Genomic DNA, 11,455 nt, shown 5'->3' with positions numbered 1-11,455 from the left:
GGCACCGGTGGAGGGGTGCTGGGGATACTCGTCATGGTCGGCTCCATGAGGTTGGGGTGACCCTCACATCGTCACGCCGTGACAAGGCCCCAACTATCAGTGATGGCTGATAGTCAGGGCCATGGCATCACGCAGCGTCACACGCCAAGCCAAGCCCCGAACGCCACGAACTCGTGCGGCAGTTGGCGCTTCGCCGCGTCCAGCCCGGCGTAGGTCTCCCGCACCATCGGGTGGTAGCGGGTCTGCTGCGGCCCGGCCTTGCGGGCGGCTCGGAGGCTGCGGAACGCGTCATCGATCCGCCCCGTCCAGAGCTGCGCCCGCGCCACCTCCACGTGGTGGTGCGCCGTTCGGGACCGAGGCCAGCCCTTCGGAAACTCGATGTCTTCCGCGGCGAGTACGGCCTCGTCGTATTCATCCCGCTCAGCCAGGGTGGCGACCCTGTGGATCTTGACGTTGGTCGGGCCGAAGGCCAGCCAGTGGACGGTCTCGGCCGGGCCGGTGGCGTTCGCGAGCCGCTCCGCCTCGGCGAGGTGCGTCTCAGCCGCGCTCTCGTCCTGTGCGCGGGCCGTCAGTACCGCCCCTCCCAGGTGCATCTGCCCGGTCACGACGTCCCGTTCCCGGCCGCGGTCGGCCTGATCCAGCGCCGCCAGCCCCGCGGTGAGGAGCCGCCCACCGGTGCGGTACTGGGCACTCCGCATGTACACCAAGGCCCGCATGTACTGCCGGATCGCGGAGACCTCCGGTGCCGAGCCGCGCTGCGCCGCCCACTCCATCCGATCCAGTGCCACGGTGCACAAGTCGATGTAGCCCAACTTCGAGGCGACGTCATATGCCGTGCGGTAGGTGCTCGCGAGAACGCGCCACCGTTCCGACGACGGGGTGGCCCACGCCGCAGTCGTCACCTCCTCGATGAGGCCAGGCAATTCGGTCGCGGCGCCGCGCAGATCCGTGGCGCGGACCATGGCGCACAGGGCGTCGGCGCGCGCGTCGAGCTGGTCCATCGGGCGCGGGGTGACGAGCGGGTCGGCGCCGAGATCATAGAGATCGAGGGCGTCGCGGATCGGCTGGATCAATCCGTCGAGCTGGTCCCGGCGGAGATCTTCCAGGTAGGGCTGGCCGGTGAGTTCGGTCACGGGTACCGACAGGGCGCGGGAGAGCGCGCCGATCACGGCGGGGCTCGCGGCCATCAACCCCTGTTCGATCTTCGTGATCGTGGAGTACGACACGGGGCTGATATCGGCCAGTTCCCGCTGGGTGAGGCCACGTGTCCTCCTGGCGCGCTTGATGCGCGTGCCGGTGTGGCCGTCGGTCCGGTGTGACATGCTGAACTCCGTCCTCGGGTGACACCTGGACGGTACCCCCCGTCGGCTCGGGGGGCACAGCGCACGGCCCCATCTCCAGTCGGAGGCGGGGCCGTTGTGCTGCGGGCATGACGAAAAGCCCCGGGGCACGCCGCCGGCGGGAGGGCCCGCCTGCTCATGGCTGGTCCGTACGCCGTGGGCCCCAGGTCGGCAGCTTCAGACATGGGCACCGAGCACTTCTTCGACGGCTCGGTGTTCGGCAGGCTGCGCTTCGACCGACGGAGAGGTTCTCGTGGGCGAGCCGTTCACCTACCGCCACATCGCTGCCTCGTGGGGACTCATCGTGCACCTCACCGCGACGGCCCGCACGGGCGAGCCGGGCGCCGCGGAGTCGAGGCGGCGGCTGGAGTACCCGCCGACCGACTACCAGCCGGAGGCCGCGGCGGTGGCCGTCGCCGCGTGGGCCGCCGACCGGTTCGGCTTCGAGCCGCTCCCGGTGATCGGCCGGTTCGACAAGCCCGCCGGCAGGTAGGCCATCACGCTGGGCTGATACGGGTCCCGCAACCGCACGCGGCCATCTGTCTGGACGCCGTTCCGGGGCGGTGCTATACCGGGAAGGGTTCCATACTGTATGCAGTTTCTCCCGGGAGTGTGAGACCCGATGGCCGAACGAGATCAGCACCCCGGTCCCCTTCCGGAGTCGCCGCACGTGAGCGAGGTCCGTGACTGCTACGGCCGTCGCCACCGGGTCGGCGAGACGGACCGCTCGCTCCTCGGGGGCCGCGGGCGCCGCTGGATGCTGTGGCTGCCCCTGGCCGCCATGGCGGGCGCCGGAGTCCTCCAGTACGGCTATCCGCTGGCGGCCCTGGCCCAGACCGGCTCCGGCGGGCACGGGCGCGGCACCGTGCTCGCGGTCCTGGCGCTGTGGACCGTGTGCCAGGCCGCGGCCGTGCCGCTGGCCGAATGGCTGCGCGGGACGGGCCGGTTGCCGGCCCGCGGCCAGGTGGCCGCGGGAGGGGCCGCCTGCGCGGTGGCCCTGGCGCTGGCCGCCGTGGCGGCGGGCGGCGCGGGCGGCCCGCACGCGGCCCTGACGCCGCTGCTCGTCGCCCACGCTCTCGTCGGCGGCGCCGGCGCCGGGCTGGTGTACGCCGCCTGCGTGGCCACGGCCGCCCGGTGGCACCCCGACCGCGCTCCCTCGGCGGTGGCCCTGGTCACGGCCGGATATGCCTGTGGCGCCGTGGTGCCGCTGCTGCTCCTCGCGCCGCTGGGGGCCGAACCGGCGGTGGTGCGCGCGCTGTTGTGGGCCGCGAGCGGCCTCGCGCTGGCCGCGGCGCTGGCCTGCGGGGCACTGCTGCGCGATCCGCCCGAGCACTGGTGGCCCGCCGACGTGGACCCCAGGCGCTGGACCCTCGACAAGCACGTCAACCGCAGCCTGCGCCGCAACCGCCCCGCGCTGTGGGAGGCTTCCTCGCTGCCCGGCACCCGCAGCGGCACCTGGCGCAGGCTCTACGTCGCCGTCGCCCTCGGCTCCGCCGTGCTCCTGCTGGACCTCGGGGCCCTCGCCACCGCCCTCGCCGAGAGCCCGGGAGCCGCGTCGGCCGCGGCCTGCGCCGCGCTGGCGGCGGGCAGCGGCCTGGGCCGCCTCCTGGTGGGCCACCTGGCCGAACACCTGGGCAGGCGGGCGGTGCTGACGGCGACGCTGGTGGTGGCGGCGCTGGCCCAGCCGGGGGTCTTCGCGGGCGGGTCCGTCACGACGGTGCTCTGCGCGGCCCTGGCGGGCTGTGCCACCGGCGGCTGCTACCCGGTGCTGGTGGGCCTGCTCCGCGGCTACTACGGGGGCCGCGGCGACCAGCGCGCGTTCGCCGCGCTCTACTCCGCCAAGGCCCTGGGCGGCGCGGCCGGTTGCGGCCTCGCCGCGCTGGCCGTCCGGCCCCACGCGGCCGCCGTCGCGCTGTCGCTGGCCGCGGCGCTCGCCGTGTACACCGCACGCCGACCCCGGCCGCTGGGGGACCTGTTGCCCGGGTTCTCCGCCGTCACCCCGGCCACGCGCCGACGGGCCTCCTGAGGAGCCGGTCCCATGGGCCGGGGACCCGCCCGTTCGACCCGTTCACCGCGGTCGTTCCCGCCGGGTGCCGCGGGCCACCGCGGTCACGGCCCCGCGGGCGGCCCCGGCCTCCGGCGGGGCGCCGTGCCGGTCGGCGTGGCCCGGCGGGCGGCGGGTGCCCGGCCCTCTTCCGCGTGGTCGCGGGGCCGGCATGGGGCCGCGTCCGTGAGTGCCGGGACGCCGGTCGGCGCGGTCAGCCGGGGCCGGGCGCGCGGACCCGCGCCGTCCGGCCCGCTTCGCGCGGTCCGTCCGGCGCCGGCCGCCCGCGTGCCGTCCACGGGGACGAGCCGCGCCGCCCGGGGTGCAGGCCGGGCGGCGCGGTCGGCCGCGGGCCCCGGGCCGCCCCTGTGGCCCGGGGGGTGCCCGCGGTCCCGCGCGGGCCGAGGGCCCGCGAGATCAGGCCGCGAGGACCTCCCGCAGCAGCAGGGCGGTCTGGCTCGGGGTGCGGCCGACCCGGACCCCGGCGGCCTCCAGCGCCTCCTGCTTGGCCTGCGCGGTGCCGGAGGAGCCCGAGACGATCGCGCCCGCGTGGCCCATGGTGCGGCCCTCGGGGGCGGTGAAGCCCGCCACATAGCCGACCACCGGCGTGCTCATACGGGCGCTGATGTAGGCGGCGGCGCGCTCCTCCGCGTCGCCGCCGATCTCGCCGATCATGACGACGACGTCCGTCTGCGGGTCCTCCTCGAACGCCTGGAGCGCGTCGATGTGCGTGGTCCCGACGACGGGGTCGCCGCCGATCCCGACGCAGGTGGAGAAGCCGAGGTCGCGCAGCTCGTACATCAGCTGGTAGGTCAGGGTGCCCGACTTGGAGACCAGGCCGACGCGCCCCGCCGTGGTGATGTCGGCCGGGATGATGCCGACGTTGCTCAGTCCCGGGCTGATGATGCCGGGGCAGTTGGGCCCGATGATCCGGGACTTGCCGCCCTGGTCGAGGCTGTGCGCCCACAGCGCCGCGGTGTCGTGGACCGGGATGCCCTCGGTGATCACCACCACCAGGGGAACGGCCGCGTCGATCGCGTCGGTGACCGCGGCGCGGGCGAACCGGGGCGGGACGAACACGGCGGTGGTGTCCGCGCCGGTGGCGGCGACGCCCTCCGCGACGGTGTCGAAGACGGGCAGCGCGTGGCGGTCCACGTCCACCACGCGGCCGCCCTTGCCCGGGGTGACGCCGCCGACGACGGCGGTGCCCGCGGCGAGCATGCGGCGGGTGTGCTTCATGCCCTCGGAGCCGGTCATGCCCTGCACGAGGACACGGTTGCGTTCGGTGAGCCAGATGGCCATGGTGACGTCCTCTCTCGGATTCCGCTGTCAGATCCCGGCCAGGGCGGCGGCCCGGTCGGCCGCGCCGTCCATCGTGTCCTCGGCCCGCACCAGCGGGTGGCGGGCCTCGGACAGGATTCGCCTGCCGCGCTCCGCGCTGTTCCCGTCCAGCCGGACGACCAGCGGCTTGGTGACCTCCTCGCCGCGGGAGTCGAGCAGGTCGAGGGCCTGGAGGATCCCGCTCGCGACGGCGTCGCAGGCGGTGATGCCGCCGAAGACGTTGACGAAAACGGAGCGGACGTCGGGGTCGCCGAGCACGATCTCCAGGCTGTCGGCCATCACCTGCGCGGAGGCGCCGCCGCCGATGTCGAGGAAGTTGGCCGGGCGGACGCCGCCGTGGCTCTCGCCCGCCCGGGCGACCACGTCCAGGGTGGACATCACCAGCCCCGCGCCGTTGCCGATGACGCCCACCTCGCCGTCCAGCTTCACGTAGTTGAGCCCCTTCGCCTCGGCCGCCCGCTCCAGGTGGGCGACGCGCTCGGCCCTGCTGCCCGACGTCCAGGCGCGGGGGAGGGAGACCAGGGACAGGTCGGCCGCCGCGCCCTCGCGCAGCGCCGCCCAACCCGGCCTGCGGAAGGCGGCGTTGTCGTCCAGGGTGATCTTGCCGTCGAGCGCGACGACCCGGCCGCCGCCCGTGACGATCAGGGGGTTCACCTCGACGAGCAGGGCGTCCTCGGCGACGAAGACCTCCCACAGGGAGCGCAGCACCGCGGCGACCTGGTCCGCGACCTCGGCGGGGAAACGGGCCGCGGCGACGATCTCCCCGGCCTTCTCGGGGGTCACCCCCACCGCGGGGTCCACGGGGACCCTGGCCAGCGCGGAGGGGTCGCGCGCGGCGACCTCCTCGATCTCCACGCCGCCCTCGACGGAGGCCATGGCGAGGAACGTCCGGTTCCCGCGGTCGAGCGAGAAGGAGACATAGAACTCGTCCCTGATGTCCGCGGTCTCGGCCAGCATGACCCTGCGGACCGTGTGCCCCCTGATGTCCATGCCGAGGATCCGGCGGGCGTGCGCCACCGCCTCCCGCGGTCCGGCGGCGACCCGCACGCCACCGGCCTTGCCCCGGCCACCGGTCTTCACCTGCGCCTTGACGACGACACGGCCCCCGAGGCGCTCCGCCGCGGCGAGCGCGTCCTCCGGGGTGTCGACGACTTCGCCGGCCGGCACCGGCACACCGTGCTCGGCGAAGAGATCCCTCGCCTGGTACTCGAACAGGTCCACGCGCTTGCGTCCTCTCGGGTGGGCTGGCGGGCCCTGAGGGCCGAGGGGCAACGGCGGAAATCCTGTCCCTTCCTCTGGACAGCTGCCGCTGCGTGGAGCAACTATATGGTTACTCCATACGGTATGCAATCTACGATGCAGCCGTACGACCCGTCGACCACGAGGAGTTGGCGTCACATGGCCACGACCAACACCCCATCCGGGACACCCGGGGAGACACCCTCGGAGACACCGTCCGAAACCATCTCCGGCGGCCATCTGGTCGCCAAGGCACTCAAGGCCGAGGGCGTGGACGTGATCTTCACGCTCTGCGGCGGCCACATCATCGACATCTACGACGGCTGCGTGGACGAGGGCATCGACGTCGTCGACGTGCGCCACGAGCAGGTCGCCGCGCACGCCGCCGACGGCTATGCCCGGATCACCGGTCGCCCCGGCTGCGCCGTGGTCACCGCGGGACCCGGCACCACCGACGCCGTCACCGGCGTCGCCAACGCGTTCCGCGCGGAGAGCCCGATGCTGCTGATCGGCGGTCAGGGCGCGCTGAGCCAGCACAAGATGGGCTCACTCCAGGACCTGCCGCACGTCGACATGATGACCCCGATCACCAAGTTCGCCGCCACGGTGCCGCACACCGCCCGCGCCGCGGACATGGTGTCCATGGCGTTCCGGGAGTGCTACAACGGCGCCCCGGGGCCGTCGTTCCTGGAGATCCCCCGCGACATCCTCGACGGCAAGGTCCCGGTCTCCTCCGCGACCGTTCCCGCCGCGGGCCGCTACCGCGCCTCCACCCGCAGCATGGGCGACCCCGCCTCCGTGGAGCGGCTCGCGGACCTGATCACCGCCGCCGAGAAGCCCTGCGTGCTGCTCGGCACCCAGGTGTGGACCTCCCGCGCCACCGACGACGCCATCGCCTTCGCGCGCGGGCTCAACGTCCCGGTCTTCATGAACGGCGCCGGCCGCGGCACCCTGCCGCCCGGCGACCCGCACCACTTCCACCTCTCGCGCCGCTACGCGTTCAACAACGCCGACCTCATCCTGATCGTCGGCAGCCCCTTCGACTTCCGCATGGGGTACGGGCGCAGGCTGCCCAAGACGGCCAAGGTCGTCCAGATCGACCTGGACTACCGCACCGTCGGGAAGAACCGCGACATCGACCTCGGCCTGGTCGGCGACCCGGGCGCCATCCTGGCCGCCACGGCGCAGGCCGCCTCCGGCCGGGCCGGCGGGACCGGGGCCAGCAGCGTCGCCCGCAAGGCGTGGTTCGAGGAGCTGCGGGCCCAGGAGGACGCGGCGTACCAGAAGCGGCTGCCCCGGCAGCTGTCCGACGCCAACCCCATCCACCCGCTGCGACTCGCCCACGAGATCAACGAGTTCCTCACGGAGGACTCGGTCTACATCGGCGACGGCGGCGACATCGTCACCTTCTCCGGCGGCGTGGTGCAGCCCAAGTCCCCCGGGCACTGGATGGACCCGGGCCCGCTCGGCACCCTCGGCGTCGGCATCCCGTTCGTCCTGGCGGCCAAGTACGCCCGGCCCGAGAAGGAGGTCGTCGCCCTCTTCGGCGACGGCGCCTTCAGCCTCACCGGCTGGGACTTCGAGACCCTGATCCGCTACAACCTGCCGTTCGTCGGAGTGATCGGCAACAACTCCTCGATGAACCAGATCCGCTACGGCCAGGAGCAGAAGTACGGCAAGGAGCGCGGCCGGGTCGGCAACACGCTGGGCGACGTGCGCTACGACGAGTTCGCCCGGATGCTCGGCGGCCACGGCGAGGAGGTCCGCGACCCGGCCGAGATCGGCCCGGCGCTGCGGCGCGCCCGCGAGTCGGGCCTGCCCGCGCTCGTCAACGTGTGGGTCGACCCGGACGCCTACGCGCCGGGAACCATGAACCAGACCATGTACAAGTGAGGGGGCGCCCCAGATGACCGACGCACTCACGACCGACGCGGCCACCACCGACGCACCCAAGGCACTGGCGGGTGTGCGCGTCCTCGACATGACGCACGTCCAGTCCGGACCCTCCGCCACCCAGCTGCTCGCCTGGCTGGGGGCCGACGTGATCAAGCTGGAGGCCCCGGGCCGCGGCGACATCACCCGCAGCCAGCTGCGGGACGTCCCCGACGCGGACAGCCTCTACTTCACGATGCTCAACTGCAACAAGCGCAGCATCACGCTCAACATGAAGACCCCCCAGGGCAAGGGGCTGTTCAAGCAGCTCGTCTCGCGCTCCGACGTCCTCGTGGAGAACTTCGGCCCCGGCGTGATCGACCGCTTCGGCTTCCCCTGGGAGGTCCTGCGCGACCTCAACCCCCGCCTGGTGTACGCCAGCATCAAGGGCTTCGGCCCCGGCCGCTACGCCGACTTCAAGGCGTACGAGGTGATCGCCCAGGCGATGGGCGGCTCCATGGCCACCACCGGGTTCGAGGACGGCCCGCCGCTTGCCACCGGCGCTCAGATCGGCGACTCGGGCACCGGCGTCCACCTGGTCGCCGCCGTCCTGGCCGCGCTCTACCAGCGCACCCAGACCGGCCGCGGCCAGCGGGTGCGGGTGGCGATGCAGGAGGCCGTTCTCAACCTCTGCCGGGTCAAGCTCCGCGACCAGCAGCGCCTGACCCACGGCCCGCTGGGGGAGTACCCCAACGAGCAGTTCGGCGACGAGGTCCCGCGTTCCGGGAACGCCTCGGGCGGCGGGCAGCCGGGCTGGGCGGTGCGCTGCGCCCCCGGCGGGCCCAACGACTACATCTACGTCATCGTGCAGCCCCAGGGCTGGAAGCCGCTGGCGCAGCTGATCGGCAGGCCCGAGCTCGTCACCGACGAGGCGTGGGCCACCCCCGAGGCGCGGCTGTCCAAGCTGGACAAGATGTTCGCGCTGGTCGAGGAGTGGACCGAGCGGCACACCAAGTGGGAGGTCATGGACGTCCTGAACGCCCACGACATCCCCTGCGGCCCGATCCTCTCCACCCGTGAGCTGATCGACGACGGCACGCTGGCCGACCTCGGCGCCGTGGTGGAGGTGGAACACCCGCAGCGCGGCAGCTTCAGGACGGTCGGCTCCCCGCTGCGGCTGTCCGACTCGCCCGTCGACGTCAGGCGCCCGCCGCTGCTCGGCGAGCACAACGACGAGGTCTACTCCGAACTCGGCTACACCGCCAAGCAGTTGGACGGGCTGCGTTCCATCGGCGTCATCTGACCCATCCGTACCCGGGCCGCGCCCCTCGCGGCTTCCTGAGGAGACATCAGTCCATGGGGAACGACGAGCCAGACAACGAAGAACAGGGCAACGACACCTACGACCGTGCCACGGTGCGCGCACTCATCGACCGGCTCACCGCCGAGGGCAGGACCGCGCTGACCGCCCCCGAGGGCAAGGTGGTCTGCGACGCCTACGGCATACCGACGCCCGGCGAGGCCCTGGCCACCAGCGCGGAGGAGGCGGTCGGGTTCGCCGAGGCGATGGGCCTGCCGGTGGTGCTGAAGATCGTCTCGCCGCAGATCCTGCACAAGACCGACGCCGGCGGCGTGCTGGTCGGCCTGGAGACGCCCGAGGCGGTCGCCGAGGGCTATGCGACGATCCTCGCCAACGCCCGCGCCTACGACCCGGCGGCGACCATCGTCGGCGTCCAGGTGCAGCAACTGGTCCCGCCGGGACAGGAGGTGATCGTCGGGGCGGTCAGCGACCCGACCTTCGGCAAGGTGGTGGCCTTCGGCCTCGGCGGCGTCCTGGTGGAGGTCCTCCAGGACGTCACCTTCCGCCTGGCGCCCGCGAGCGCGGCCGACGCCGGGTCCATGCTGGACTCCATCGCGGCGGCGGCGGTGCTGCGCGGGACGCGCGGCGCCGAGCCGGTGGACCGCGGCGCCCTCGCCGAGGTGATCGTCCGGCTCTCCGACCTGGTCACCGACTTCCCCGAGATCGGCGAGGCCGATCTCAACCCGGTGGTCGCCCTGCCGCACCGCGACGGGTCCCCCGGCGCGATCGCGGCGGACGTGCGGATCATCCTCGATCCCGACCCGGCGCCGGCGCGGCCCCGCTTCTCGCCCGAGGACATCCTGCGGTCCATGGACCGGCTGATGAAGCCGGACGCCGTGGCCGTGATCGGCGCCTCGGCCGAGGAGGGCAAGATCGGCAACTCGGTGATGAAGAACCTGGTCAACGGCGGCTTCGCCGGGGAGATCTACCCGGTCAACCCAAAGGCCGAGGAGATCCTGGGCCGCAGGGCGTACGCCGGCATCTCCGACGTGCCGGGCCCGGTGGACGTCGCGGTGTTCGCCATCCCGGCCAGGTTCGTCCCCGCCGCGCTGGAGGAGGCCGGCCGCAAGGGCGTCGCCGCGGCCGTCCTCATCCCGTCCGGTTTCGCGGAGACGGGCGAGACGGAGCTCCAGGACAAGGTGGTGGCCATCGCGCGGAAGTACGGCGTCCGCATCCTGGGCCCCAACATCTACGGCTACTACTACACGCCCTCCAACCTGAGCGCGACCTTCTGCACCCCCTACGACGTCAAGGGCGGGGTGGCGCTCAGCTCGCAGAGCGGCGGCATCGGCATGGCGATCCTCGGCTTCAGCCGCACCACGCGCACCGGCGTCTCCGCGATCGTCGGCCTGGGCAACAAGTCGGACCTGGACGAGGACGACCTGCTGACCTTCTTCGCCGAGGACCCCCACACCACGGCCATCGCCATGCACCTGGAGGACCTCAAGGACGGCCGCGCCTTCGTCGAGGCCGCCCGGCGGACCGTGCCGAAGAAGCCCGTGGTCGTGCTGAAGGCGGGCCGCACGGCGCTCGGCGCCCGCGCCGCGGGGTCCCACACCGGGGCGCTCGCGGGCGACGACCGGGTCTACGACGACATCCTGCGCCAGGCCGGGGTGATCCGTGCCCCGGGGCTGAACGAGATGCTGGAGTACGCCAGGGCACTGCCCGCGCTGCCCGCCCCGACGGGCGAGAACGTGGTGATCATCACCGGGGCCGGCGGCTCCGGGGTCCTGCTCTCGGACGCCTGCGTGGAGGCCGGGCTGACCCTGATGGACATCCCGCCCGACCTCGACGAGGCGTTCCGGCGGTTCATCCCCCCGTTCGGCGCCGCGGGCAACCCGATCGACATCACCGGCGGGGAACCGCCGTCCACCTACGAGGCCACCATCAGGCTCGGCCTCTCCGACCCGAGGATCCACGCGCTGATCCTCGGCTACTGGCACACCATCGTCACCCCGCCGATGGTGTTCGCGGAGCTCACCGCCAAGGTCGTGGCGGAGTTCCGCGCCCAGGGCATCGACAAGCCCGTGGTCGCCTCGCTCGCCGGGGACACCGAGGTCGAGGAGGCGTCCGCCTACCTCTTCGAACGCGGCATCGTCGCCTACCCCTACACCACCGAGAAGCCGGTCGCCGCGCTCGGCGCCAAGTACCGGTGGGCGCGTGCGGCGGGGCTGCTGCCGCCGGCGCGCTGAGACCCGCCTGGGCCGACCGCGGTCACGGCCGGCCCAGGCGTCGCACCACCGCTCACCCACCCACCCC

The 11,455-nt window shown here is 73.3% G+C and carries 8 protein-coding genes; 5 read left to right on the top strand and 3 right to left on the bottom strand.

What is annotated here, in order from left to right:
* Window positions 1–137: 137 nt before the first annotated feature.
* Entirely contained in the window at window positions 138–1,322 is a 1,185-nt protein-coding gene (locus ADY01_RS25670) for a helix-turn-helix domain-containing protein (protein WP_049578257.1), read from the bottom strand.
* Window positions 1,323–1,593: 271 nt separating this feature from the next.
* Between ADY01_RS25670 and ADY01_RS25665 the strand changes: the two genes are divergently transcribed.
* Window positions 1,594–1,833 (top strand): hypothetical protein, encoded by a 240-nt coding sequence (locus ADY01_RS25665; RefSeq protein ID WP_049578255.1) that lies wholly within the window; start codon window positions 1,594–1,596, stop codon window positions 1,831–1,833.
* Window positions 1,834–2,010: 177 nt separating this feature from the next.
* On the top strand, window positions 2,011–3,366 hold the full coding sequence (locus ADY01_RS25660) for an MFS transporter (RefSeq protein ID WP_049578252.1): 1,356 nt from the start codon (window positions 2,011–2,013) through the stop codon (window positions 3,364–3,366).
* A gap of 435 nt (window positions 3,367–3,801) precedes the next feature.
* Here ADY01_RS25660 and sucD read toward each other — a convergent pair whose 3' ends face one another.
* Together sucD and ADY01_RS25650 are read right to left on the bottom strand one after the other, a co-directional pair.
* Window positions 3,802–4,686: a succinate--CoA ligase subunit alpha gene (sucD, locus tag ADY01_RS25655; protein WP_049578251.1), complete on the bottom strand. Its 885-nt coding sequence runs from the start codon at window positions 4,684–4,686 to the stop codon at window positions 3,802–3,804.
* 27 nt (window positions 4,687–4,713) lie between these two features.
* Window positions 4,714–5,946 (bottom strand): succinate--CoA ligase subunit beta, encoded by a 1,233-nt coding sequence (locus tag ADY01_RS25650; protein WP_049578249.1) that lies wholly within the window; start codon window positions 5,944–5,946, stop codon window positions 4,714–4,716.
* Between the two features lie 177 nt (window positions 5,947–6,123).
* Between ADY01_RS25650 and ADY01_RS25645 the strand changes: the two genes are divergently transcribed.
* Genes ADY01_RS25645 through ADY01_RS25635 form a run of 3 tightly spaced genes read left to right on the top strand, consistent with a single transcriptional unit; the run spans window position 6,124 to window position 11,388 of the window.
* A complete protein-coding gene (locus tag ADY01_RS25645) occupies window positions 6,124–7,857 on the top strand; it encodes a thiamine pyrophosphate-binding protein (RefSeq protein WP_049578247.1) in 1,734 nt (577 codons plus the stop codon).
* Window positions 7,858–7,870: 13 nt separating this feature from the next.
* Window positions 7,871–9,139 (top strand): formyl-CoA transferase, encoded by a 1,269-nt coding sequence (gene frc, locus ADY01_RS25640; RefSeq protein ID WP_049578245.1) that lies wholly within the window; start codon window positions 7,871–7,873, stop codon window positions 9,137–9,139.
* A gap of 53 nt (window positions 9,140–9,192) precedes the next feature.
* A complete protein-coding gene (locus tag ADY01_RS25635; RefSeq protein WP_049578243.1) occupies window positions 9,193–11,388 on the top strand; it encodes an acetate--CoA ligase family protein in 2,196 nt (731 codons plus the stop codon).
* Window positions 11,389–11,455 lie beyond the last annotated feature (67 nt).

This window comes from Streptomyces sp. SBT349, assembly GCF_001083795.1.
Taxonomy (GTDB): domain Bacteria; phylum Actinomycetota; class Actinomycetes; order Streptomycetales; family Streptomycetaceae; genus Streptomyces.
The sequence above is the reverse complement of the archived record's forward strand: the minus strand, read 5'-3'. Positions and strand labels throughout refer to the sequence as shown.